Annotated in this window: 20 protein-coding genes; 9 read left to right on the top strand and 11 right to left on the bottom strand. The window is 54.0% G+C overall.

From position 1 onward, the window contains the following. Positions 1 to 559 precede the first annotated feature (559 nt). Complete coding sequence (locus tag ACN0VM_RS14395) at positions 560 to 1,168, bottom strand: TetR/AcrR family transcriptional regulator C-terminal domain-containing protein (RefSeq protein WP_417451592.1); 609 nt, start codon at positions 1,166 to 1,168, stop codon at positions 560 to 562. 92 nt (positions 1,169 to 1,260) lie between these two features. Here ACN0VM_RS14395 and ACN0VM_RS14390 point away from each other — a divergent pair, with 92 nt between their 5' ends. Then, positions 1,261 to 3,249 (top strand): serine hydrolase domain-containing protein, encoded by a 1,989-nt coding sequence (locus ACN0VM_RS14390; RefSeq protein ID WP_417451591.1) that lies wholly within the window; start codon positions 1,261 to 1,263, stop codon positions 3,247 to 3,249. Between the two features lie 137 nt (positions 3,250 to 3,386). Next, the gene (locus ACN0VM_RS14385) at positions 3,387 to 5,867 is read left to right on the top strand and encodes an ABC transporter permease (protein ID WP_417451590.1); all 2,481 of its coding nucleotides are present in this window, start codon (positions 3,387 to 3,389) and stop codon (positions 5,865 to 5,867) included. 384 nt (positions 5,868 to 6,251) lie between these two features. Here ACN0VM_RS14385 and ACN0VM_RS14380 read toward each other — a convergent pair whose 3' ends face one another. Beyond that, positions 6,252 to 6,821 (bottom strand): TetR/AcrR family transcriptional regulator, encoded by a 570-nt coding sequence (locus ACN0VM_RS14380; RefSeq protein ID WP_417451589.1) that lies wholly within the window; start codon positions 6,819 to 6,821, stop codon positions 6,252 to 6,254. A gap of 368 nt (positions 6,822 to 7,189) precedes the next feature. Here ACN0VM_RS14380 and ACN0VM_RS14375 point away from each other — a divergent pair, with 368 nt between their 5' ends. The 6 genes from ACN0VM_RS14375 (at position 7,190) to ACN0VM_RS14350 (ending at position 10,648) form a co-directional block, all read left to right on the top strand. Then, positions 7,190 to 7,693 carry a YHS domain-containing (seleno)protein gene (locus tag ACN0VM_RS14375; protein ID WP_417451588.1) on the top strand — a complete coding sequence of 168 codons (504 nt, stop codon included), beginning with the start codon at positions 7,190 to 7,192 and terminating at the stop codon, positions 7,691 to 7,693. Between the two features lie 80 nt (positions 7,694 to 7,773). Then, a complete protein-coding gene (locus ACN0VM_RS14370) occupies positions 7,774 to 8,070 on the top strand; it encodes a DUF2282 domain-containing protein (RefSeq protein WP_417451587.1) in 297 nt (98 codons plus the stop codon). A gap of 2 nt (positions 8,071 to 8,072) precedes the next feature. Next, entirely contained in the window at positions 8,073 to 8,966 is an 894-nt protein-coding gene (locus tag ACN0VM_RS14365; protein WP_417451586.1) for a DUF692 domain-containing protein, read from the top strand. Then, positions 8,963 to 9,712: a putative DNA-binding domain-containing protein gene (locus tag ACN0VM_RS14360; RefSeq protein ID WP_417451585.1), complete on the top strand. Its 750-nt coding sequence runs from the start codon at positions 8,963 to 8,965 to the stop codon at positions 9,710 to 9,712. The genes ACN0VM_RS14365 and ACN0VM_RS14360 overlap by 4 nt, the downstream gene beginning before the upstream one ends. After that, positions 9,696 to 10,184, top strand: coding sequence for a DoxX family protein (locus ACN0VM_RS14355; RefSeq protein ID WP_417451584.1), 489 nt, complete (start codon positions 9,696 to 9,698; stop codon positions 10,182 to 10,184). Before ACN0VM_RS14360 ends, ACN0VM_RS14355 begins: the two co-directional genes overlap by 17 nt. Continuing rightward, a complete protein-coding gene (locus ACN0VM_RS14350) occupies positions 10,184 to 10,648 on the top strand; it encodes a DUF1348 family protein (protein WP_417451583.1) in 465 nt (154 codons plus the stop codon). The genes ACN0VM_RS14355 and ACN0VM_RS14350 overlap by 1 nt, the downstream gene beginning before the upstream one ends. Positions 10,649 to 10,815: 167 nt before the next feature. On the opposite strand, the gene ACN0VM_RS14345 is transcribed toward ACN0VM_RS14350, so the two are convergent. Both ACN0VM_RS14345 and ACN0VM_RS14340 read right to left on the bottom strand, forming a co-directional pair. Next, entirely contained in the window at positions 10,816 to 13,530 is a 2,715-nt protein-coding gene (locus ACN0VM_RS14345; protein ID WP_417451582.1) for a TonB-dependent receptor, read from the bottom strand. A 166-nt stretch (positions 13,531 to 13,696) separates the two neighbouring features. Next, the gene (locus ACN0VM_RS14340) at positions 13,697 to 14,446 is read right to left on the bottom strand and encodes a glucosamine-6-phosphate deaminase (RefSeq protein ID WP_417451581.1); all 750 of its coding nucleotides are present in this window, start codon (positions 14,444 to 14,446) and stop codon (positions 13,697 to 13,699) included. A gap of 260 nt (positions 14,447 to 14,706) precedes the next feature. On the opposite strand from ACN0VM_RS14340, the gene ACN0VM_RS14335 reads away from it, so the two are divergent. Beyond that, positions 14,707 to 17,313 (top strand): hypothetical protein, encoded by a 2,607-nt coding sequence (locus ACN0VM_RS14335; protein WP_417451580.1) that lies wholly within the window; start codon positions 14,707 to 14,709, stop codon positions 17,311 to 17,313. A gap of 75 nt (positions 17,314 to 17,388) precedes the next feature. Here ACN0VM_RS14335 and ACN0VM_RS14330 read toward each other — a convergent pair whose 3' ends face one another. From ACN0VM_RS14330 to ACN0VM_RS14300, 7 genes are all read right to left on the bottom strand, one after another. Beyond that, a complete protein-coding gene (locus ACN0VM_RS14330) occupies positions 17,389 to 18,435 on the bottom strand; it encodes a phosphotransferase family protein (RefSeq protein WP_417451579.1) in 1,047 nt (348 codons plus the stop codon). Between the two features lie 21 nt (positions 18,436 to 18,456). Beyond that, positions 18,457 to 19,764 carry a phosphopyruvate hydratase gene (gene eno / locus ACN0VM_RS14325; RefSeq protein ID WP_417451578.1) on the bottom strand — a complete coding sequence of 436 codons (1,308 nt, stop codon included), beginning with the start codon at positions 19,762 to 19,764 and terminating at the stop codon, positions 18,457 to 18,459. After that, positions 19,761 to 20,612: a fumarylacetoacetate hydrolase family protein gene (locus ACN0VM_RS14320; RefSeq protein ID WP_417451577.1), complete on the bottom strand. Its 852-nt coding sequence runs from the start codon at positions 20,610 to 20,612 to the stop codon at positions 19,761 to 19,763. The genes eno and ACN0VM_RS14320 overlap by 4 nt, the downstream gene beginning before the upstream one ends. An 11-nt stretch (positions 20,613 to 20,623) precedes the next feature. Next, the gene (locus ACN0VM_RS14315; protein WP_417451576.1) at positions 20,624 to 21,412 is read right to left on the bottom strand and encodes an SDR family oxidoreductase; all 789 of its coding nucleotides are present in this window, start codon (positions 21,410 to 21,412) and stop codon (positions 20,624 to 20,626) included. Between the two features lie 13 nt (positions 21,413 to 21,425). After that, positions 21,426 to 22,205: an SDR family NAD(P)-dependent oxidoreductase gene (locus ACN0VM_RS14310; RefSeq protein ID WP_417451575.1), complete on the bottom strand. Its 780-nt coding sequence runs from the start codon at positions 22,203 to 22,205 to the stop codon at positions 21,426 to 21,428. 105 nt (positions 22,206 to 22,310) lie between these two features. After that, on the bottom strand, positions 22,311 to 24,881 hold the full coding sequence (locus ACN0VM_RS14305) for a glycoside hydrolase family 20 zincin-like fold domain-containing protein (protein ID WP_417451574.1): 2,571 nt from the start codon (positions 24,879 to 24,881) through the stop codon (positions 22,311 to 22,313). A 14-nt stretch (positions 24,882 to 24,895) separates the two neighbouring features. Next, positions 24,896 to 26,596, bottom strand: coding sequence for a sodium:solute symporter family protein (locus ACN0VM_RS14300; RefSeq protein ID WP_417451573.1), 1,701 nt, complete (start codon positions 26,594 to 26,596; stop codon positions 24,896 to 24,898). Between the last annotated feature and the right edge of the window lie 2 nt (positions 26,597 to 26,598).

Raw genomic sequence — 26,598 nt, 5'->3', positions numbered from 1 at the left:
TAACACGATCAAACAACGCCGCTTGCTTCACAAGCAGCAAGCCGCATAATATCCAAAAATGATGAGCCAAACACTCACATCATAAAGCGCTCAAACTGAGACAAATGTTCTGACGACGGACAGATGCCATCAACAAAGATATTGTCCCCGGCCCGCGGATTTATACAGCTGACAATATAGTGACACGATCCGGCGGCCACGGCACAGCAACGATGCTAAATGAAACTTTCGCGCATGCAGCTCACGACTCGCTTTCGTGCGATGGTGTTGAAAGCTGCCGGAAAGCAGTTCGTGAGCAAATCGGTCGCGGCGCTGACCTTATCAAGACAACGGCTTCTGGTTCGGCACGAGATGAATGGAGCACCGAGACAGCGCCACCGACTTTTTTCGATGATGAACTGAAAGCTCTTATGGATACGCCGAACAGCCCCAGACTGAGAAGGCTAAACCCACCACAGTTTCTCCCGACCTACGGAATTCATGATCCAGCGTTTGCGGCAGAAATGACACATGTGGTATCAACCAATTTTTAAATTAGGTTGCCATCAGTTGGTCATCTCTATACTGGACGTCTCGCTGCTATGCCCGCGATCAGCACCTCCACCAGAAAGTGAAATGTGTCCGGCCGCTCAGATATGGCCATGACCTCATGAATTTGGGGGAACCGCTCGACCGGTACCAGCTCCGGGTTAAGCTGAGGGACCGCATTGGTCTCCCGCGCCACATCCTCGAGACCCAGACCAAATACGACGACGTTGACAGCACGCATCGCACAGAAGGTAGCCTCAATATCAAAGCCGTCCGCTCGAAAAGCGGCGATTGCTGACTCTACGGTTTCCATGGCCTCGTCGCCTTGGGCTAAACCGCGCTGGAATACCTGGAACGCGCCTGGATGCCGGCACGCCATTTTCCGAAAAGCTTCTGCATAGCCTCTGATCCAGTCCTGCCATGTGAAGGACCCGACAGGCATATCAGAGTCCGCAAACATCTTTTTCATCATTTCAATGAAGACAGCGTCCTTGGTGGGGACGTGATTATATAATGAGGTTACGTGCACCTTCAGTCGTTTGGCAATGCCGCGCAGCGTGACAGCTTCATGTCCTTTCTCATCGGCAATTTCTATGGCGGTATCGATTATCTTTTCTTTGCTCAGTTGCGGTTTGGGCACCTTTTCGGGCTCCTTGACTCTTTAAAACATACACTGTAGGTTTCGGAAAAACATACAGTGTAGGTATAAGCCTATTCGACAGGGAGAGTGAAGTGAAGAAAAGATTCTGGATAGCTATTCCAATAATGGCTTTCGGGCTTGGCTGGCCGTTGCTGGCGCAGGAAAACCCGACTGAGCCCCAGCCGCAGCACGCACAGGCGCAGGCACAGCCCGCAGTTTCAGCACCCGACGTGAAGTCGCCCGGCACCCCGCAGCTTGATGCCGCCGACCTTGAAGCCTGGCTTGATGGTTATATGTCCGGTGCACTTGAGCAAGGTGATGTGGCGGGCGCTGTGGTCAGCGTGGTGAAGGACGGCAGGCCGCTCTTCGCTAAAGGGTATGGTTACAGGGATGTCGCAAGCAAACTGCCGATGGATGCGGCGCAAACCCTTGTCAGGATCGGCTCGACCTCAAAGCTGTTTACATGGACAGCCGTGATGCAGCTGGTTGAACAGGGTAAGCTGGACCTTGATGCCGATGTGAACACCTATCTCGATTTCACAATCCCCGAACGGGATGGCGGGCCAGTCACCATGAATGACCTGATGACCCACCGGGGCGGTTTTGAGGAGGGGCTTAAAGAGATACTGATCACGGACCCCGCCAAATTCATTACCACGGAAAAATATCTGAAAGACCACATGAGGCCGCGGATATTTCCCGTAGGGAAAGTGCCGGCCTATTCAAACTATGGTACTGCGCTCGCGGGCTACATCGTTGAGCGACTTTCCGGAGAGCCCTTCGACGATTATATCGAGCGGCATATTCTTGGCCCACTTCATATGGAACGCTCTACGTTCCGGCAACCCCTGCCCGAGAAATTCCAGGATAACGTATCGCTTGGTTACATGAGCGCGTCCCAGCCGCCGCAGGCCTTTGAAATGATCACATCTGCGCCGGCCGGCAGCATGAGCGCCACTGCGGACGACATGGCCAATTTCATGATTGCCCACCTGCAACAGGGCCGGTTTGGCGATGCACGCATCCTGAAGGCGGAGACAGCCCGACTGATGTACCAGCCCTCAGCACCCCACGAACCCGGCTTCACTACCATGGCGCACGGTTTTTTCAGTGGCCCCATCAACGGCAAACGCCTGATCGGCCACGGGGGCGATACCATCTGGTTTCACACCGACATGAACCTGATCCCGGAAGAAGGTGTTGGCTTTTTTGTAAGCTTCAACAGCCGGGGCAAAAACGAAGCGGTCTACGGCATGCGTGAGCGCTTTGTTGAGGGCTTCATGGATCGCTATTTCCCCGACAAGGGCAATGAGCCGCTCCCACCCGCCATCCAGAGCGCTCAGGCAGACGCCCAGGCGCTTGCAGGGAAATATCGGAGCTCCCGCCGCATCGACACCGCGTTCCTCAAGTTAATATACACGCTGCAGCAAAGCACCGTAATTGCCAACGAGGATGGCACGATCAGCTTCGCCTCCGAGCCTGGCACAAAATACAGGGAGACCGCCCCCGGCATGTGGCGCGATCCAAATAGCGAAGGTGCGCTTCACGTCTCAACCGTTGACGGCCAACTCACTATTACCAACAGCAAGAACCCGGTCTCTGATATGCAGAGGGTTCCTTTGGCAGAGAGTGCAGGCCTGAACAGCTTCATACTCTTTGGGTCCATCGCCGTGATCTTACTGGCTCTTGTCGCCTGGCCGCTTAGTTGGTGGTGCCGCCGGCTATACGGCCAGACACTCGGCCTCACAGGGAGAGATTTGGTTGCGTACCGGCTTTCCCGTCTGCTGATGGTTGGCGATATGATCTATCTCCTTGGCTGGTATATGGCACTGCAGCCGCTCTTTCAGATGCAGTTTGACGGTTTTGGCACGGCGCTTGATCCTTTGCTATTCACGCTTCAGGCTGGCGCTCTTGTGCCCCTCATTGGCGTGGGCGTGGGCCTCTGGAACGCGTGGCTGACCGTCCGCTCCGACCGGCATGTCATGGCCAAGGCCGGTAGCGTGCTGTTTGCTGCTGCCCTGTGCGGTGTGGCCTGGGTTGCCTTTATCGGCGGCCTCATGAGCTTCACCCTGGAATACTAAACCTGCGCCGGGCCTGATCGCCCGGCCATGACCTTATGCATGTGTCGCCCCGGCCCTGATTGTCAGGCCCGGTGGCGCGCATCCCGCCTGCAAGCCCTGTAGTGTACCGGCTCAAAACCCATCGGGAAGGGTAGTCAATGTTCAGGAACTACATGAAGATCGCGATCAGAAACCTGATCCGGAACAAATTATACAGTGCAATAAATACCATCGGGCTCGCCACCGGTTTTGCCGCATGCATCCTTATTATGCTTTATGTGCGGCATGAGCTTTCCTACGATAAATTTTGGGACAAGGCGGAGCGCATTGGCCGGATAAATACAACGGTTCTGTTGCCCGGCCGTGCGCCTTATGATGCGGCTTCCGCATCCACCCCGATGAAGGAGGTTATTGAAACCTACTTCCCCGACAAGATAGTTCGGGCCACCCGTTTCATTCCGGTGCATCCCGTCGTCATCCGTGGTGGTGAGGCCTTTGCAGAGGACATCCACCTGACGGATCCCGAGACTGCACAGATGTTTGACATACCTGTGCTTCGCGGGGATATGCAGGCAACGCTGAACGACAAGGCCAGCCTTGCGATCAGCGAAACAATGGCAGAAAAGTATTTCGGGAACACCGATCCAATCGGACAGGTACTACGCATCAAACTGTCGGAAATTGACAGGGACTACCGCGTAGGAGCAGTTTTCAGGGACCTGCCGGACAATACAGCGCTCGCCATCAACGGCCTCGCGAAATTCGACCTGACCGATTTTCCGCAAACCCGAGGCTTCTACGACACGTGGGGAAACCTTGGCGAACATCAGGTATATATCGAGGCGATCAGTGCAAATGATTTTAAAACCATCAGCGACCGTCTGCCAGACCTGGTCAACACCCATGTGGTCGGGCTTGATTCACTGAAGTCGGGACCCGAGGCCGAGGTCTCAGATTTTTATATTCAGAGCGTACAGCCCATCACCGATATCCACTTGAACCCTGTCGGGATTGGCGAGATGAAACCCGCGGGTGATATGGACGCCGTGCGCATACTTGTGGGTATAGCCCTTGCGGTTCTCCTTATAGCCTGCATCAATTTTATCAACCTTGTGACCGCCAAGTCGGCCCAGCGGGCCCGTGAGGTTGTGCTGCGGAAAGTGCTGGGGGCAAGCCGGTCACAAGTGGTTGCCCAGTTTGCTGGTGAGACGATTTTGCTGGCTGGGCTCGGTCTGCTGTTCGGCCTCTTGTTCGTGGAGGTTTCCCTGCCCAGCTTCAACCGCTTCCTGAACCTTGACCTCACGCTTGCCTACAGCGACGCCACAACACTTGTGCTGATCGCGGGCTTACTGCTCACGGCCGGTTTGATCGCCGGCGTATATCCCGCCCTTATTGTCTCAGGCTTCAAGCCCGCACAGCTACTGCGCGCCAACCGTTCGACCGAGGGAAGCGGGTCGCGCCTGTTGCGCAGCGCGCTTGTCGTCCTTCAATTCACCATATCCACCGCGCTTATCGTGGCAACAGCCACTGTTTATATGCAAACATGGTTTGCCACCAACAAAGACCCAGGATACAGCAAGGACAACGTACTGGTGCTCAACAACACAGGGAACGAAAAGATTGCGGGCAGCCGGGAAGCGCTGAAGCAAGCGGTCCTCAGTGTACCGGGTGTCAGCGCCGCCGGCTATACGGACTATAGCCCGATTGACATCCATGAAAGGCTTAGCCCCTTCGAGCTAATTGGTGCCAAATCCGACCAAACGGTGCTGATCAGTACGCAGTCGGTCGATCATGACTATCTCGACACCTACAAGATCCCTATGCTCGCAGGGCGGTTCTACAGCCGGGACTTTCCGTCTGACGGTATGCCGGCAGAGGGGGCCCTAGGGTCCGTTGTCATGAACGAAACAAGTGCACGCAAGCTGGGTTTCGCAGCGCCGCAAGAAGCGATTGGCCAGCGTGTCACTGCCGTAACAGGCGTGAATGCGGAAGGGCCGGTATACGGCGAGCTTGAGATTATTGGCGTCACGCCCGATTTCTATTTCCAATCACCTAAAAGGGCTATCCGGGCTGAGGTCTATTTGCTCGCACCCGCGCGCTACAACACACTCGCCGTAAAATATGACGGCGCGGGACAAGCCGTTGTCTCGCGGTTGGAAACCGTCTGGAATTCCTTCAGTCGGGAAGTGCCGTTCCAGTATGAATTTGTCGAGGATACGATTGCGGCAGAGTTCGAGCGGGAAAGCACCATATCCAGGGTGCTGGCAATCTTCTCCGTCATTACAGTGGTTATCGCCTGCCTTGGCTTATATGGCCTTGCTGCCTTTACGGCGGAGCGACGCACAAGGGAAATCGGCATTCGCAAGGTTATGGGGGCGCGGGTGTTCGATATTGTGCGTCTTCTTGTCTGGCAGTTTTCCAAACCGGTCCTGATGGCTAACCTGCTTGCATGGCCCCTTGCTGTCTGGGTGATGTCTCGCTGGCTTGAGACCTTTCCCTATCGGATCGAGACCTGGTTCCTATGGCTTTTCTGCCTTGGGGCCGGGGCCCTTTCTCTCGCAATTGCCTGGGCCACAGTGTGCATACAATCCACAAGGGTGGCCCGCACCAATCCGATCAGGGCATTACGCTATGAATAATATTGTCAATATGTCGGAACGCAGCGCATCATGCGCCCGGGAATAGACGCCATGACCCGACCGATACCTTCTATCCACGGCACTTTATGCAAAGTGGCAAGGCGGTAGCGATGGATTCCTGCTAGATTGAGGAGTTATACTCCGGCCGGCAAGAAACGGCTGATGGTGCGACCGAACTTGCCATATCAAGAATTCCGGAGGGCGTTCCTGAGGAAGTGGTAGCGAGCATCTCCGAGGCGATCTCAATATCGCGGAAAACTCAGCACCCGACAATGTTGATCGCGGAGAGTGTCCGCTAGGAACAGGCTTCGAATTGGAGACCAAAGCTCATGCATGGACTCTGCAAACACCCGAATTGAACTCAACGTCCGAGGGGCGGGACAATCATCCAGTAGGCAATTCCAGATTGACAATTCGCAGGGCTGCCCGTCGGGCATCGCTTGCGACTTCGCCCGGCTCAAAAAGATGTGCGAGCACGATCGCCCCTTCCTTGACAATGAGAAGTTCCCGCGCCAACGATTCGGGATCTTGCGCCCCTGCATTCCTCGCGAGTTCTGTAAAATAGATAAGCAGCAATCGCTTATGTTCCGCAGCGGTCACATGGATAGGATGAGTACGATCCTGATACTCAGACGACGCTTTGACAAACATGCAACTTCTAAAGTCTGGCTCATCAAACCACTCACCCAAGGCATCGAAAATTGCGATCAACTGCGCCTTGGGATCCGTTGCAAGAGCCCCTACCCGGCGCATCAACCAATTCCGAAACTGCTCGTCACGCAACCGCAAGGTCGCAAGGATCAGATCTTCTTTTGTGCGGAAGTGTTTATAAATAGCAGTTTTTGAAACACCGGTTTCTTTCGCCAACTTGTCCATACCGATAGCGTGGAAACCGCCTCGATAAAAAGTCTTGAGAGCTCTCTGGACCAATTCATCACGCTTCGACGCACTCATAGCAAAACAATCCCTTCGAAGTCCCTCATTACATTAACCTATCTGTACATGATATATCACCCTTAGGCGCCTAATCAAGGTCATTGTGAATCAATGATTGTATGAAGCCCCTCAACAGATCGTTCACCAAATTTCCTTAAATTATCATTTATAACATTGACAGATCAGTTACCCTTCGATATATACCTTAACCGACCTGTTAATGTTAGCAGGCCAACAAAAGCACACCGGAGCAAGTTAATGCCTTAAATCCGTAAGAAGGCATCTCATGCGACTGGTGAGGCGTTTTTGAAAGGGCGGCGACGCACTTCACAAATAAACCCCTCGGGATTTCCAAAATGCACCCGAGTCAGACAGGAGAACTGGTAATGAAACAATTGACTAAACGCTCCGTAGTCGCAGCAGTCGGCCTCGCGCTTGCCGCCACTACGCTCACCATCAGCACACCAAGTTATGCGGTCGTTGAAACAGCGACCTCCGAGGTCAACACGGATGTGCAAGGCCTTGCCATGCAGGGATATGACCCGGTTGCCTACTTCACATCAGGCGGACCAATGAAAGGCGACAAGAAATACGCTGTCCGGCACACCGGCGGGACATACTATTTTGCAAGCGCCAAGAACAAAGCCGCTTTCATGGCAAACCCGGACCACTACCTCCCGCAGTATGGCGGCTTCTGTGCCATGGGTGTTGCACTAGGCAAGAAGTTGGACGGCGACCCCACGGTCTGGAAGATCGTCAACGATAAACTCTACCTGAATGTCAACGAGGACGTGTCCGTTGCGTGGAACCGGGACATCCCAGGAAACCTTTATAAGGCCAATGAGTATTGGCCAGAGATCAAATACAGCACCCCGGCATCTTTGAACTAGGAAACAGCGACGGGCGGTCGGGCGGCTGCGCTAAAGGCCACCCGCCTCACCCCTTATTCCTCAATCAAAAGGGACCCCAAATGGACATCAAAAAGTCAGCATATATTTCTGCGGCGGTGGCCACAGTAGTAGCAAACATGGTGATTGCCACACCTTCTGAAGCACGTGAACCACAGGAGAAATGCTACGGCATTTCAAAGGCAGGCTACAATGATTGCGCGGCAGGCCCCGGCACGTCCTGCGCTGGTAGCTCCAAAAGAGATTACCAGGGCAACGCCTGGAAACTTGTACCCAAAGGTACCTGTACAACGATTGAAACACCTTCTTCGTCAACTGGTTTTGGTCAACTTGAAGCCTATAGGGAAGCGAGAGGTTAACCGTGGTTGGTAAGCTTGACATAGCCGATCTCCCCTCTTTGCCCCCCAACTCCCGGCTCGAGCTTACCCCCGGTGTCGGGGTTGGCCTGAAGCATCAGTATTTATCTGGGCTGATGGCCAACCCCACGAGGGTAGATTTTGTAGAGATCCATGCTGAAAACTTCATGACGCCTGGCGCTGCTCGCGAGCTTCTTCTGGAAGCATCAAAACAGTGGCCATTGTCCATTCACGGTGTCGCCTTGTCACTTGGCGGCAATGACCCTCTGGACGGGGCTCACCTTTCGCGCCTGAAAGACCTTGTCGATATCGCAAAACCAGCAATCTTCTCTGAGCATATTGCCTGGTGTCGGCATGATGGCACGTATTTTAACGATCTCCTGCCCGTTCCATACAACAGGCAAACCTTAAACCGTCTTTGTGACCGCGTTTACGAGGTCCAACAATATCTTGGCAGGCAAATACTACTTGAAAACCCCTCAAGTTATGTTCGCTTTCAATCCGACACAATGCATGAAGCAGACTTTGTTGCGGAGCTGGTTCACCGCACGGGCTGTGGCATTCTTCTTGATCTCAACAATCTTTATGTTTCTGCGCAGAACCATGGATGGGACACGGGGGACTGGCTCTCCCGCATTCAGCTTGATGCCGTCGGAGAAGTCCATCTGGCCGGCCATGAACTAAGTGATGATGACATTGGACATCAGGTACTGATCGACACGCACGGAGAGGAGATATCTGGCGCTGTATGGTTCTTGTATAGTGAGTTTCTCTCCGCTGCGGGACCTCGCCCCACCTTAATCGAGCGTGACAATAATGTACCGGCGATTGAAGACATGTTGGAGGAAGTGGCGCTCGCAAGATTCCTTATGCAGTCAGACATGGGGAAAGTGGAATGAATAGGGCATTTGCAGTCGCTCTGATAGACACGGCCACGGCCGCACCATCTGATATCATCAACGTTGGCAACCGGTTCAACATATATCGGAATAACCACCTCACTGGATTGATCGGCGCATTAAGCGCGAAGTTTCCCGTGACCAGCCAATTGGTTGGCACGGAATATTTCGAAGCTGTCGCACATCAATATGTCATTGAGACTCCACCTGATTCCCCACTCCTTGACCTCTACGGGGCAGACTTCCCGGATTTTCTCGAGAAAATCGCGCCGCCGAACTCTCCACCATACCTCTCAGGCGTGGCGAGCCTTGAGTGGGCCCGATGCACCGCCCCGTTGGTCGCGCATCAACCAGCTATAAAATTGGCGAGCAGAGAAGATCTTGAAGCTGCAATTAAATTGCCGTTCCAGCTTACGCCAGGTGCCACGCTGATCCGGTCGCCCTATCCGGTTGGCACTATATGGGAATACCATCAAGCTGAACTGCTGGAACCGATTTCCCGGTGGACTTCAGAGGTGGTCGCCGTTTGGTGGTCCGGAGGAAGCCTTCGTCAAAAGACGATCCCTGCAGACGCAGCCCCCATCCTGACAAGGCTGGCAGGCGGCATACCCTTCCTGAAAATCTTAAACGACGCCGATGATGAAAAACAGGCCATCCAAATGATTGGCAGTTTCACATCATTTGCACATGCGGGGCTTTTGGTCCCCCTTGAAGAAAGCACGGAGCAACATGAAAATGAAACTTAAATCCAGCATTGGCAAGGCGGCTTTAACTGCGTCGAGACAGTTGGCCCGAATTCCAGCCGACGTTGTTCAACTGACACTGCGTCTTGGTCTTGCTGGCGTCTTCTGGGCGTCTGCGCGCACGAAGGTAACGGGAGCGCTAACCATAAGCGAAAGTACCTACTTCCTGTTTGAAGAGGAATATCAGATTCCAATCCTGCCGGTGGACATCGCGGTCCCGCTAACAACCTACGCTGAACACGTCCTGCCTCTCCTGCTGTTTGTCGGGTTTGCTACCCGCCTCTCAGCGCTGGGGATTTTTGTGATGACATTGGTCATTCAGATATTTGTCTATCCATCAGCGTTTCTATCCACCCACCTTGGCTGGTTTGCGATAGCACTGGCAGTCATGAGCTTCGGACCCGGGCGTTGGTCACTAGACCACCTGATTGCTAAACGCCAAGCCTCCCACCCCACACCTGAAGGAGTGAACTAATGTCACGCCCCCCTTTACCTCCCTTCACCGTCATGTCAGCGACGGAAAAGATACGACTGGCGGAAGACGCCTGGAACAGCAGGGACCCTGCGCGCGTGGCGCAAGCATACACCCTAGATAGCCAATGGCGGAACCGCGCAGACTTCATCACTGGGCGACCCGCAATCGAGGCCTTCCTGTCCCACAAGTGGCACCGCGAGCATGAATACCGGTTGATCAAGGAACTGTGGGCCTACACCGACAACCGGATCGCCGTTAGGTTTGCCTACGAGTATCGGGACGATAGTGGCAACTGGTTCCGCGCTTACGGCAATGAAAACTGGGAGTTTAATGACGAGGGTCTGATGCAGCGACGTATTGCAAGCATCAATGAACATACCATCCACGATCAGGACCGAAAGTTCCACTGGACACTTGGCCGCCGACCAGATGACCACCCTGGACTAAGCGAGATGGGCTTTTAGGAAAGGCCGAGGCGCTACCCACCGGGTCGGTCCGGCCCTTGCAACACCTTGTTGTTAATACTCTGCAACGGCACCAGCACTTTTCAGGATAGGAAAAAGGGCCCCGCCACGTAATGGAGGGGCCCTCTACTCTGTACAAAGCTTTCAGCCTTTACACGCGCTATGGCCTAGAAATTAGCCCGGATACCTAGCTGAAATGAGCGACCATAGTCCTGCACGCTTTCGAACATGCGCGGCGCATTGGCGCCATTCTGGAATACCCGCACATCCTTGGCGTTATTGACGTTGATGGCGTCAGCGTAAATTTGTACGCCCTCACTCAGATAGTAACGCGCACCAATATCGAGTGAGAAACGCTCCTGCCGGATTTCATCCATAGCGGAATCAGACGCGATGGTTTCGAGTTTCTCTCCGACATAGTTGCCAGACACCCGCAACGATACTTTTTCGTTCTCATACCCGACGGAGAAGTTACCAACCATTTTAGGCTGATCCGGCAGGCGGAACTCTTCGCCTGGACGCACGCTTTCGATGCGGCTTGTGCTATCAGCGAATGTAATGTTGGCATCTACGAATACACCCGGGACGGCTTCAAACGCCTGATAGTAGTTGAATTCTACCCCCTTCACGGTGGCCGTTTCGCCGTTCACGAAGGTGATGACGTTGTCAAAACCACCCGTGGGAGTACCGTCACCCACTTCAAAACCCAGTTGTGTTACTGCCTGCCCGGAAAGTGAGGCTTCTACAATGAAGTTCTTGATATCTTTGTAGAAAACACCGCCGCTGATAGCGACGTTGCGGTTGGGGTACCAAGAGACCAGGAAGTCGACCTGATTGGCACGCAATGTTTCCAGATCAGGATTGCCGCCGACATAACCACGCGTATATGTGCCGTCTTCCTGTTCTTCGCTCACGATGGACGCATTCGGACGTGTCTCATCAAACGCTGGCCGTTTGACAGCTTTGGTCAGTGCCAGACGCATGATCAGGTTTTCCACCGGCTCATACCGGAAGTGCAAGCTCGGCAGCACATCGGTGTATTTGTTTGAACGCAGAATGTCTCTCTGCCCCACCTGAACGCTTGTTAAGGTGCTGCATTCCGCGTCGTCACAGGTGCGAATTGTCTCGGTCACGTTCCCGGCGGATTCAAGCTTGGTCTGCTCAAGTCGTGCACCACCAATAATGGAGAAGTTTGGCGTGATTTCCACTTCACCCATCAGGTAACCGGCCATGACCCGCTCATCAATCGAGAAGTCATCGTTTGGCGTACTGGTGTTGAAACCTTCTGCAACCATCTGGTCGCGTACAGCAAAAAACAGGTCGTGGGAGGCATCTAAATTCGGAATGAGGACAAAGTTGTCGAGGTTGGTATTCTCAGGATTATAGGTACCGACATCAGCCATTGTTTCGGTGAAACCAAAGTCACCCGGGTTCTTGTCCAACTGCTCTTTGTCCTGCAACCGGCTGCGGTCACGAAGCTTGAGACCGCCCTTGATGGAAGCCGGCATGTCACCCATGTTAAAATGCCATTTCCCGTCAATGTTACCGCCGTATATTTCGTCACGCGACGTCACATCGTCGATCAGGATATTGTCGAAGGCGAATTTTGTCGGGTCCATGATGTCCACCCCGGACTTGGCGCGACTGTATTCGTCTGTGTCAGGTGTGGCATCAATCAATACACCGTCATCTGTTGCCGTATACTTCACAAGCTCGTCACGTTCGCGGAAACGTCCACGTGTACCCAGCGGGTTCCGATACGTGCTTTTAGCGTAGTTAGCCTGATAGTTCAGCTCGAATTGTTCAAAGGTATGCTCACCGCCAAAGCTGGCCGAATAGTTTTTGCTCGTCGTGTCCTTGAAGAAAATCTGCTTCTCAAGATCTACGTCGTCAAATACACCTGTGTTGGCACCGATAACCTTGACCTCGCCACCGCTTGAGCGACGAGTTTCCCATTCCTGCTGAATACGGATGTCCTCATCGCGCAGGCGCGAACCGGTCAGGTTGAGGTAAATTTCGTGATTTTCATTTGGCTTGTAAGCGATATTCGCGGTGCCGCCGATGCGGGTCCGCTTACCAACTTCGAGCCTCTGGTCAATCTCTTCAGGACGGTAGTACTCACCGTCACCGGTATCAAATGCGCGCAGGTCCGCACCTTCTGAACGTGCCACCCGCAGGTCATCCAACTGAATATTACGCTGGGACCAACTTGCTGTCAGTGCGATACCCAGCGTATTTTCACCCGCCGCCGTATCAAAAAGCCGCGTCATGCTACCGGAAAACTTGGGCGAAACCTTTTCGGAACGCCCACTGTAACCTGCCTCACCACGCAAGGAGAGCGTATTGCCCTTGCGGTCAAAAGCCGTAAGCGTTTTCAGGTTGATAGTACCGCCAATGGCGTCGCCATCCATATCAGGTGTCGACGCCTTCGATACCTCAATGCCGTTCAGCAGATCAGAAGGGACTGTATCAAGTGAGACTACATTGTCGCGGGATTCTTCACCCGTCGCCCCCATGCGCACGCCATTGATGGTGACATTGTTAAAGGCCGGGGACAAGCCGCGTACGCTCACGAAACGACCTTCACCTTCGTCGCGGGTAACCGTCAGGCCCGGAAGTCGCTGGAGTGATTCCGCAACGTTCTGGTCTGGAAAGTTACCAATATCGTCCGCTGCCACGACGTTTTTCCAAACATCTGAATTGCGCTCTATATCTCTGGCACGCTCAAGGCTGACACGTGTGCCAACCACGATTACTTCTTCAAACATCATTTCGTCATCTGACGTGTCTTCCGTTTCTTGGGCTTGCGCGCCACAAGCGAGCGAAAGCGCGAGAACACTTCCCACCGAAACTGAATTCAACAAACGCGATTTAATCGACATATATCCTCCCCAGGATGAAAGACTTGATTGCCTTGTTTAGCGTCGGACTCATGGAATTTTCAGAACTGGTCTTATTATCAGTCATCATACGACACTTCATCAAAAGGCTGTCACAGAAAACTAAAGGTGTCAATAATGTTGTATGATATCTTACTACCCATGAACATCAGGTAGAAAAATACCGTAGCTTCGAGGCAGCAGGTGCATCCAGATAAACTGAAACGTCCTGATGAACCCGCAGGACTGAGGCCGGGCACGCACGGTCAATCGCGCCCTCAAGGGCCGCACCCACTGCCGCGGCCTTACGCGAGTCAGGCACCGTGACAATCAATCGTTTGGACTTGAGGATCTGTTGAAGGCTCATTGAAATGGCTGTTTCCGGCACATCGTCCAGGCTACTGAACCAGCCTTCGCCAACCTGTTGCTGACGGGAGACATCATCAAGCTTCACCAGGAGGTAAGGCGAGGTGGCTTCAAAATCTGCCGGCGGCTCATTGAAGGCGAGGTGGCCATTTTCACCAATACCGATGCAGGCAACATCAATCCGGTTCGCTGCGATATCCGCATTTAACCGGTTAATTTCCGCACCAAGGTCCTCTTCATCCGCATTGATCCAGATAAAACGTTTTAAAGTAGGTACCTGATCAGTAAACCGCTCCCGCATGTAGCGACGAAAGCTCACCGGATGTTCGCGATCAACCCCGCAATATTCATCAAGGTGATATGCGGTGACCGCAGACCAGTCAATGTCTGGCGCTGCTGTCAAATTTTCCAGCATACCAAACTGGCTTGCGCCAGTCGCAAGTACGATCGCTGCATGACCGCGGTCTGCAATTGCCTGCCGGATAGAATCCGCAGCATGTTTAGCTGCTGCCACCGACATTGCCTCGGTAGTATCATGAATATGAACACGCATAAGGTACTTCCTTGATCTCGGGGTTACCGGCGACTGTTTTTAAGGCGCCGGGCGGTGATGACTTGACAATATTTACCGCTAGTCCATAAAGATGTAATACATCATATAACTTGGTTTTATGATAGAGCAACAGCGGGCTGTCAACTGTGAATGGTTCAAGTGGGAGGACATTACTGCCAGTGCCGGACGCCACCACGTGAAATTCGCTTGCCAGACAATTGAGCACGCGCATCGTTTATAGAAAGAGGGGATAAGTGAGCATGCTTTCATGTAGAAAAAAGGTTAAGAAACGCACGCTAAGAGCAGGAATTGCTGCACTTCTGTCATGCACAGCCCTTATCTCGGCATCAGGTGGTATTCATGCCGCAAGTCCCCCCTTCTTAGACGCTACGGCACAGAATATTGTGTTGGATGCAGGCCCTCCTGACACGCTGACGAAAGACGGTCTGCCGCTTGAAACAACCACCATTTACTCGGCAGAACGCGGCTACGGCTGGCTTGATCCGGACAAAGAGAGGGTTTTTGTAACCCGTGACGGCATGGAACGCAGCCGCGACGCTTTTACGATCGATAGCATCGAAGCATCATCACTGGATTTCCGTATTGACCTTCCCGTGGGCGACTGGCTGGTTCGCTTCTGGGCAGAGGCAGGACTTGAGTATATAAACACAGCAACCTTCAAGGCCAACGGTATCGAACACCCCCTGAACTGGTATGAGTTTGCCGAACCGTCAGAACCATCCACCCAGTTGCGCCGCGGGTATAGATTGTACCAGAAAGTGGTGAAGGTCGGGAATGATGGCCTCGTCCTCAACTGGCAAGGCGGCAAGGATAAGGTCCGGCTAAACGGCCTGCAATTTATCCCGGCGCCTGAAAGTGAGGTGGATCTGGCCGATATCAAAGATACCAAAATCCAGATACTGCTGCGCGTGAAGGAAGCGGGCCGCTACAACAGCACGGTTTCACTGGACGCTATCGTCCGCGATCTTGAAAAAACACTGGCAACAGACCCCAACAACCTGGTCGCAGCCTATTGGTTGCCACAGGTTGAAACTCTCGCCCGCGCGGAAGAGTATTTTGAAGGCCTGCGTGGGTGGGAGTGGGCGCGCAAAAAAACAGGCCTCAGCATGTTTGGCCGCTATAATCAGGCCATAATGCTCCTTGATGGTTTGCTTGCCAGCGCTGACAGCAACCACCTGCTTTATGAGCGCGTCCGGTACCAGCGCGGCAGGATACTTTACTGGCTGGACCGGGAGGGCCATGGTCAACATTACGACGGATGGCTGCCCGAAGACCTCCGTTATCTTGCGCAACGCCACCCCAACGACAACCTGCTTGCCATGTATACGGGCGCCAAGATTGACACTCCGGATGCATGCGATTTTGTCATAGCGCCGGAGACAGCGCCGAACTGGAGCCTTGGGCAAAGCGAGGTATTGTGCCGCACCAAACTGTTGAGCAATTGGTGGGTCACCGAACGTCAAAACCCGAACGGAGAGCTTGGTGGAAAATACGGTGATGATGTGGAAATGCTACGCTGGTGGTCCATTCCTTTTCTGGCTGGTGACGCGGTTACCTCCCTCGGCTGGAAGACGCTGGCAACGGGTGTCTGGAGCAGCGACCGTCTTGAAGACGGCTACTATAAAAATGCCAGCGATGTCGAACACGCTGCCGAACCCATATCGGACACCGCACCACTTCTGAGTTATTTGAACGAACCAGAATATACCGCCCGGCTTTCCAATTCTGCACGGCACTTCCTCGAGCGCTGGACCGTACGCACACCAGACGGAAAACGGTATTTCCGCTCCGCATGGTTTGGTGCCCACACCATCGACGAACGCCCTCCAAGGAACCGCGATGTGCCAATGAATGGGCGGGCAGCCAAAGCGGTCAAATTTTACGCCTGGAACGTCGACGACCCCGCACTGCACACTGCACTGCACGAATGGGCGCGCGCTTGGGCAGACGCCGCCATGAGCACCGACAAGGGCAAGCCGAAAGGCGTCGTCCCCGCAAGTCTGCGCGCGTCTGACCAAAGCATAAACGGCGACGAACCGAATTGGTATGACGCCAATATGTTCTGGGAGTATTTCAACTGGTCCCATGAATCCGGGCAGCAAATATATGACTTGCTGCTTTTTGCGGCGCAGCTAACCGGAGATGAGACACTGCTGGCACCGCTTTATGCCAGCGCAGACCTTGTGGAAAAACACCTGAAGCAAAGCGGAAACTCATCGCAGACACCCGCACCCGGCTCGGAAGCATGGGCCGCGAGCCATCTGGCCAAAGCCGGTGGTTTCTGGAGCGTATTGTCACAGTGGCGCCTGTTATACGATAAACCGCGATATGACGATTTGCTGAAATCGCATGGCGGTGCCTATATCAAGTTCCGCCTTACCGGCGATGAAAAACATCTCGCAGAGGCCGCCACTCCCATTCTGGACGAAATACGATATAATTTCCCGATGCGTACTGACGAAGCGCTCTTTACCGACCGGGTCTATATCAGCAAAACAAATGCCACACCGGAAATTCTGGGCATGCTGACTGGTAGCCTTAGAACTTCCGCTCCTTATGCGGCCATTACCTGGCAAAACACGCCGGCAGGCTTTTCTGCTCTTGTCAGGGATAACGGCAAGGACCGGCTGGTGGTGGACGCCTATCTGTCAGCCACTGCGAATGGCAGCCTGAATTTCCGCCTGTGGCAACTGGATACTGGCCTCTATGACGTGCATGTTCAAGAGGGCAGCGGCGGCACTGTCACCCTTCCACTCTCCATTGAAACTGCGGGACAGTTGGTCTCCATCCCTGCTGAAGCAGAGGGCTTGTATAAGATCAGCATTTCACGCAAAGCCGCCCGGTAACGGCAGAACAGTAAAAGCAGGTGGCCTTGCTGGCCACCTGCTCCCCTAAGCTAAATTGATTGCTGTTGCTAAAATTTAGAAGGTGGTTTGCAGTTCAGTTCGCCACTGACGGGCAATATTACCAAGTGAGCCCGCAGGCGATTTCAAACCAGCTTTCGCAAAATCCCGCACCACCGATTTTTGATGCGCTGTCGTGATATATTCCGCAGGCGACTTTCCATCCACCCGCGCCAACAGCATCGCATACAGCAAGGTGATCGCCCGGCGCTCCAGTTCATCATGCGGCTCCCAGTCGACACCAATCATGTAGGTCTCGGTAAACGCCGAGTAGGCCGTGAGGTATAAACTTGCCACACCCGGATGCCACACGCATTTAAGTAAGAGGTGGTTCAAGCAAAAAGCCAAGTCAAACGCCGGATCGCCGTACCATGCGGTTTCTGCATCGACAATATACGGGCCTTTTGGCCCTATCAGGATATTCTTCGGGCTCAGGTCACCGTGCACCAGCACCTTTTTCGTGGCCATCAGGTCTGCGGTCAACCTGTTGATAATATCCGCTACATCAGGGTTTTTTCGCCCTGCCGTGATGAAATAGGGGTCTGGTCGCAAGGCCATGAACTGGCTGTCATTCGCGAAGACTTCAGCGACATCACTGTCACCGGCTGTCGACCGGTGGACGGCCACAATGGCACGGGCAACCGACCGGGCGACGCCAATATCCACCTTGCCCGCCGCCAAAGCCTGTTTCCAGCTCTCATAGGCCGTCTGCGACAGATACTCCATGGCGAAGCAGCCCTCAGCGTCATCCTCGCCAACGACCTTCAGAATATTGCCGGGCGTAATACTGTGGGCTGTCTTAAGCCAGTCGATTTCCGCCTTCACCCGCTCGACTGGGGCCTCCCAGTTTTCAGCCACCTTCAACTGTGCCAAGGCTCGTTTTATACAGTAGGTACGACCAATGTCTTCACCAACCGTTACCTTCCAGATGTCAGAAGAGACCCCGCCCGTAAGGGGGTGTGCTGCCAGCGCCTCTCCCTCACGGGACAGACCCATATTGACAAGCCCCTGACTGATAAAACCGGGCACGCTCACGGATGAAATATCGCTACTGTTTTTTGGCATGATAATCTGGTCGCACATTTCTCAAGGTGTGGTTTGGTGGTACATGGCTTTGCCCGGCAAAGGCAATGCCCCGGCATAACGAGCGGCAGAGCCAAGGCTCTCTTCAAGCCTGATCATCGCATTCCACTTCGCCATACGTTCGGATCGGGCGAATGACCCGACTTTGAACTGAGACGCACCCCAACCATATGCAAGATCAACGATGGTCGTATCTTCCGTCTCGCCAGACCGGGCGGAGACGACTACATTCCAACCTTCTTCATGGGCTGCCTCAAGCGCACGACGAGCAGCGCTTAAGGTGCCAGCCTGATTTGGTTTGCACAACAAGGTATTGCACGCTTGCTTGTCCGCTGCCTCTCGCACGCGCGACGCGTTGGTGACCAAAAGGTCGTCGCCAATTACCTGCACACGGTCGCCGACCAAAGCAGTAAATGCCTTATGGCTTTCAAGGTCCGTCTCGATGAAGGGGTCTTCGATGGAAACAATTGGATACTGGCTCACCCAACGGAGCATTATGTCAAACCACTCGATGTCGGTCAGGTGTCGTTTTTCGGCTTTCAGGTAATAGCCCGCTCCATCGTGAACCTGATTGGCAGCAATATCGAGCGAAATTCCCACCTGTGTTTCGGTATCGAACCCAGCAGCCTCTATGACTTCCTTGAGTGCCACAATGGCCGCTTCGTTGTCCGCGAACAAGGGCCAGTAACCGCCTTCATCTGCCACACCAGCGCTTTTGCCCGCGCGCGCCATGAAATGACCCGCTTCCCTATATATTTCAGCTATCCATTCCATCGCCTCGGCGAAACTTCTGGCGCCAAAGGGGACGGCCATGAAATCTTGCAGATCCATTGAGCCCCGCGCATGCGCACCGCCACCAAAAATCTGTACCTCGGGCAACGGAATCATATTCACTTTGTCGCCCGCCAGATGGCGCCAAAGGGGAAGACCACGCGCCTGCGCCGCGGCATGCGCCGTTGCCATCGACACTGCCACCATCGCGTTACCGCCCAAGGTGCTGCAGGTGTTCGTGCCGTCAAGATCGCACAAACGTTGGTCGACCAGTTCCTGATCAGCAGCGTCCAAACCGGATAACGCGCTCGCGATACTCTCATTGATATTGGCGACAGCTTTCGATACGCCCCAACCGCCAAATGCGTTACCGCCGTCCCTTAGGTCAAGCGCCTCGCCGCCGCCGGTCGAAGCGCCGGCTGGTGCAATAGCCCGACCCAGTGCTCCACCCGCCAGATGGACTTCTGCCTCCACCGTCGGGCGCCCCCGGCTATCCCAAACCTGGCGCCCCACTATGGCCCGGATGTTACTATCCGTCATGCGCCTGATTCTTCTTCAACGCGCTGATGCTGAACGCCCAGCTTTTCAATGCCCAAGCGCATTTCATCACCATTTTGCAGCCATCGCGGCGTTTCCATGCCGGCCGCCACGCCAGGTGGTGTGCCTGTCGAGATGATATCGCCCGGCTGCAGCGACATAAACTGGCTGATATAAGATACCAATTCTTCGATTTTGAAGATCATCTGGTCTGTATTGCTGTTCTGAACCCGTTCCCCATTCAGTTCCAGCCATATGTCCAGGTCGTGCGGGTCGCCAATTTCATCCATGGTCACAAGCCACGGGCCGACCGGGCCGAATGTATCGCAGCTCTTGCCTTTCACCCACTGGCCGCCGCGTTCCATCTGAAACGCCCGTTCCGACAGGTCATTGATCACACAAAGCCCTGCGATATGGTGATGGCTTTCACCAACAGCAACGTTTTTAGCCGGTTTACCGATGATAATACCCAGCTCGACTTCCCAATCCGCTTTACTATGGCCAATCGGCAACTTGACGACATCATTTGCGCCCTGCACCGCCGACGTCGCTTTCATAAACAGAATTGGCTCTTCCGGTACAGGCAGGCCAGCCTCGCGGGCGTGATCAGCATAATTGAGCCCCACACAAACAAACTTACCCACATGCGACACCGGTACCGCCATGGGCGGCGTACCCTCGACTGCAGGAAAGGTCGTCGCGCTCGCGTCCTTCAGTTGATCAAAAAGATCCCCAGCTAGAAATTCGGGCGTGATGTCGCTTACGAAAGATGAAATATCGCGCAAATTACCATCGTCGTCTATCAGGCCCGGTTTTTCCTGCCCGACTTCTCCAAATCTTACCAGCTTCATATTCTACTCCCTTACAAACTGAACCCGCCGTCAATTACGACGTCCGAACCCGACATAAAATTGGCTTCGCCCGATGCCATCATCAGTGCCACGGCCGCAACTTCTTCAGGTTGCCCCAAGCGCCCCATGGGTTGCCTCGCAACAAAATCCCGGTAAGCCTGTTCACTATTGCCTGCAGCGGCAATGCGTTCCTGCAACGACGGCGTATAAATCGTTCCCGGGCTGATGGAATTGCAGCGAACACCGCGTCCGATATAGTCAATCGCTATTGACTTGGTGAGCGCCACGACAGCGCCCTTGCTGGTCGCATAAGCAAAGCGATTCTCCGCACTTTTTGACGCGGCGGCAGCCGAAGCAATATTGACGATCAGACCATCTTCACGTTCAAGCATTCCCGGCATATAGGTCCGGGTCATGTGAAAGATGGATTCCACATTGATCCGCATGGCCTGGCTGAAATCTTCCGGGCTGCAATCAAGTAGTGGGCCATGATGCACAACACCCACGCAATTCACCAAAATATCAGCGTCCGGGTAAAGGTCCCCGCACTGTGCAATATCCTGTGGCTTACTCACATCCATGCAATGCGGGACAATACCTGGCAATCCATCAAGCCCCGCGAGGGTCTCTTCATTACGATCAACAGCGACAACCGTCGCTCCTTCCAGACCAAATCTGGTCGCAATCGCCTTGCCGATACCCTGTCCGGCACCCGTCACCACAGCTGTTTTACCTGACAGTTTTTGTTGTACTGAGCCTTCGGATGGTTGGCTTTGGTTTTCTATATGTAGTGTTTGCATAGAACTCTGTTGCTCATACGAAATCGTTGATCATGCGGTGATGGCCAATGGTCAAACCGCCATCCACCACCAGCCCGGCACCGTTAATGAAACGCGCGTCGTCAGACGCAAGAAACGCGACCGCGGCCGCGACATCGTCAGGAGTCCCAACCTCACCGCCTGGATACCAGGATTTAACCTTGTCCATAACGTCCGGGTACTTTGCGGCACGGTCATCCCACGCCGATGTACGGATAGTACCCGGCAGAACGGCGTTGGACCGCAGCCCGTGTGACGCATACTCGGTCGCAAAACTTCGGGTCATAGCCATCATGCCAGCCTTGGCGGCACTGTAGGCAGGCACACCGATTGTCATAAGCGCATTGACTGAGGAAACATTCACGACAGCGCTATTTGAATGTTTCAAAAGGTGCGGCAGTGCCGCCTTTGTCACCGAGAATGTTCCGTTTAGGTTCACATCGATGTTCCAACGCCAGATACTGTCATCGGTGTCATCAAGGCTTTCACCCCGGACAGCCCCGGCGCAATTGATCAGGATGCTGAACTCTCCCAGCTTCTCGGCTACATGCTTGACGGCGCTCGAAACCGCTGAGCAGTCACTGATGTCGGCCTCCGCAAAAGAAACGGTGTGCCCCATATCACTGAACGCCTGTACCGCTTCCTCGCCGGCGGCCTCATCCATATCGATGATGCCCACCCTGGCTTTCTCGCACAGAAACCGCTCAGCAATGGCTTTACCGATTCCCTTGGAGCCACCAGTAATGACAACTGCTTTGTCTCTAAATCGTTCCATCAGGCTAACGCCCTTTCCTGAACTAAACCTTCAAAACACATCGTTTAATGCGCCTGCCGCATGTACGGGCACAGCCATGCAGAGCCCTGCCCCTGTTCACGCAGGTCAATCGAGGATGCGATATCTGTTCTTGTGTGCGGAGATTTTGTTGTCTGGCAAATTAAAGGAGAACTTCATATCTCCACCGTGCCGCACCAGCTTCACCATCACATAGTTTTTCCCCGCCTTCAGGGGCAGCCGGATTGTGTCCTCATCGATGACCAGCGACCGCTCATCATCATGCCGGTACACACTCACACCATTGACGAAAATCTCCATCGCGCCACTTGACCCGACAGCAGCCTTTGCGATGCGTTCATCTGGGCTGGTCAATTCAGCGAATTCATAGATAACGGTTTCATCCGGTGCGCTGGGGTTCAGGTCAATCAGGTCTACAATATCTGGCGCGTTGGCCAGTACGCGGTGCCAGCGATACTTGCGCCCACCAAAGACAATCGTTTCCGTCACCTTCGGTCGGGAGGCCAACTCACCACCACTGTCTGTCAGATAGTCCGTATCCAGCGCAGAGGCGGTGTCGCCAACAGGAAAGGCATCCAGTTCAAGCCAGCCCATGAAATATTGACCGGAGAGTGGCTCAACCGACAAACGCACATTCATGGGCGCTGCAATAGCACGCCCCATGTCAAGGTCACGCAGGCTAACCCTGACCCGCGCATGGGCATCTGACCACGCCGCTATATGGCCTTGATATTTTTCAAGTACATGGTCCAGCCAATAGGAATGGTTTTCGTACAGCCACAGACTTTCGTACCTGTCATGCAATTGGCGCCATGAACCCGCGACCTCACTCAGCAAGTCAAGCGTTTGCAACAGATGGCCGCGCGCCAGAACCGGGTCCTGGAACTGGTTGCGGGACGCCAGCGAATATTGGGCCGCCGCATCAAGTGCGTTCAGCCGTGTCTTGGCCAATGTCTCGAACAACAGTGACGAGAAGGCGAAAACGTCGGCGTCCTCGGGATAGACCCCGAGCTGTGCATCTTCCAGCAAGGCCCGGGCGCTCACCGCGCGCTGCAGCACATCGTCCCACCCTGCGGCATCGATACGGCTCGTCTCACCACGGGAAGGTATGGCACTGCGCCACAAAATTCGGTCTTTAAAGCCCTGTGTAGGCTTCAAATCATTGAGCTCATACAGCGTATCCAGTGCACGAACAAAACCATCACCCGAGGCACCGTAGACCCCTGCGCCCAGCCGGCGCTCAAAGTCCTGTTTTTCGATCGTTTCAGTCGAATGCCAGTTTTGTTCTGCCGCATAGGCCAGCCCGTACCAGTCATGGGTAAAGAGCGCCATGCCCCCATCGTCCCAAACCGTCGTCCACGAGCCCATGATGTCTGTTTCCACTGCGGCACCAATAAAGTTGCGCAGGTTGTGCCGCACCTCCTCGAAGTTGGGGATGATACGGTAGGAATTCAGAATTCCGGCAGTGGCGATGACATCGTAGCCCGCGTCCTTCAAGGGTGCGATCATGCCCTTAAAGTCCTGCTCGGCGCTATAGTCCCAAGGCATCATGATCGTATCTTGCGGTATGCGATGGGCTATTTCCGGGTGCTTGGCAACAATGTCTGCCCAGAGCATCATGCGCACACCGTGGCGGGTGGTCTGCTCATGCAGCCAGTTGATGTGGTCGGCATAGACATTGCCCAACCCTTTTTCATCCACGGCAAGCTTGGAGTAGCCCTTGCCCAGATCAAAGGTTTCGTCGCTATTGATACAAAAATAAGGGGCATCAAAGGCCGGTATGACCTCATCAAGGATATCGGCAAGAAAATCCTGCGCTTCCGGCAACACCGGGGAGATCATCCTGTCCGCCTCACCAAGGGCACGAACGCCCGGGTGCGCCAAAGACTTCTCAAAATGCCCGAATGACTGGAAGTTACCAACCAGCATTACGTGGCGTTCTCGCGCGTAGGCGCCAAGCGCTCTCCACTCAGGGATACTGATAGACCCGGCCGGTGGTGCTATTTCAGGATGACTTTCTGTCTGGATGATATGCTCGGAATAGTAGGAGAGCCGGTTGAACTTCAATTCGGACAAACGGTCGATCTGGTGGCGAACAAACGCCACCGTGGGCACCGGGCCCCGACTTATGTCATCCAGCACACCGCGAAAGGCCAGATCGGGCCAGTCCTTGATTTCCTGAGATGGAATTGCACCGGAATTTCCGTACGCCCGAATGAGTTGCTTCAAGCTTTGCACACCATAAAACAGCCCTGCCTCAGTCCCTGCGCGAATGCTGACATGGCTTTTGCCAACACGCAGCTCGTAGGCTTCGTCATCAGGCGCTTCATTACCAGGCACTGAAAAACTTTTGTCCAAGGTGAGCTTGATTGTATGCGTGGCGCTGGATCCGGCAGATGCAACCGCACCGCCGGCACGTTGCCACTCTTTGGCAATCTGCCCCTTTTCCAGCATAAGGGATTCTTCAGAAACACCGTCAACCGCAAAACCAAGGACAGAGCCACTGATCGGAAAGACGCCCTCGGAAAATCCTATTTCCATGGGTGCGGGCACAATAACATTGTCTTGCGCTGTCGCTGCGGGGCCTGCAGCCCACATCAAACAAAATGCAGCGAAAAAACACCGTAGCCGACGAGCTCTTTTTTTGATCGAAAACACTTTATTACTCCCCGTTAGCTACCGATACCGGCCAAAAGAATACCAATCAGAATGATCCCCGCCACCGCAAGGCAAGCGGCAACAAACCCCAGAAGGTCAATCCGGTAGCGCTTGAAGCTGAATTTTTTATGCAGCGACAAAAGGTCCACCAGCACGAGGCTGTGTCCGCGCTCGAGAAGCGATTCTGCCCCCGCTTTACGCGGTTCGATGTTATCGCCCTCAAGCATGATGTCGACCCCTGCTGCCTTCAGCTTGGCTTCTTCACCAACAGGCGTGTTCAACAGCGCGTAAAAGTCATCCAGCTGTTTGTCGTCTTCTGGCTGCGTCAGCAGGCTTGCAACAACAAAAGTAAGGATACCAACCGGCAAATACAGGGCGATCTGATATTCGATATCCCAATTTGCGCCAAAGCTGGTGAGATCACTGGTCAGCACAACGCATATGATCATTGAAATTACGCTGGCAAAAACACCAAAGCGATTTGCCCTGCGCCATATCAATGCCATCCAGAACGCTACACCGAAGAAAGCGGTAAATTTCCACAGAAGAAGCACACCCTGTATAACGCTGTCGAGCCAGAAGGCGTAGGCCACGCCCCCGACAACAACGACCAGCGACGCTAAGCGTGCGACACCGAGGTAATGTTTTTCAGAAGCATCGCGATTAAAATATTTCGCATAAAAGTTCCGCGTGAAGAGAGCCGAACCACCAACCATAAAGCTGTCGCATGTCGACATCACCGCCGCAGCCATCGAAGCCAGCATCAAACCGACAAGCCCTGCGGGCAAAAGATTGTTGACGGCGAGACCAAACGCCATCTCCCGGTTCTCTTCTCCCAGACCCGGATAGAGGAACGCGGCAAACACGCCAATGAACGCCCAACCCAGGGTCATGAACCTCTTGACGAAGCTGCCGTATGTCCAGCCAACCCGGCATGAAATTTCTTCCTTGCCAGCGCCGCCAACGGCCATGTGGTGTGGCTGTACCACGATGCTCACCAGCCCGTTTATGATCACGGCAACGATGAAAAAGAGGGTAATTTCTCCCGGTGCGATAAAACTGAACATGTCGGCGGGCAAACCGTCATGAATAGCGCCGATACCCCCAGCCGCATTCAGTGCAAACGGGATAAGCAGAAAGGACAGCACAAGGATAAAGATTCCCTGAATGAAATCTGTGATAACGGCGGCCACAAGGCCCCCGACCATGCTGTAACTCACAAACAATATAGTCATGATCACAACGGCATAGTTGCTAGGCACTTGCCCGTCTGTGATCACATCGATCGTTGTTGCGGTTCCTTTGAGCATAAGCCCGCAATTGGTGGTGAAGTACAAAAGCCCCATTGCGGCATACCATGCACCCAAGGTCTTGCCGTACCGGCGCTCGAAGAAATCACCCGTCGTGATATAACGAAGCCGACGATACACGGGCGACAACAACCAGTAAAAGGGTGTGCTGAACATCCACATCCACTGATACCAAATGCCCGCAAGGCCGTGCTGGTAGCAGGCGCCCGCAACAGCAACGGGCTGATCGGTATGGGTCCCTGTACCCATGGCATGACCAATCATAAGGAGCTTGTTGAAACGGCGCCCTCCCATGAAATAATCACCGGTGTTTTTAATAGAACTATAAGTTCTAAGCCCGATCCATGTCAGCCCGAGGAAATAGATAACAATGACCCCAAGGTCCAGATAACTGAGTCCAAACATCG

Origin of the sequence: Kordiimonas sp. (assembly GCF_048260245.1) — a bacterium.
Taxonomy (GTDB): Bacteria; Pseudomonadota; Alphaproteobacteria; order Sphingomonadales; family Kordiimonadaceae; genus Kordiimonas.
This window is presented reverse-complemented; position numbering and strand designations above follow the sequence as displayed.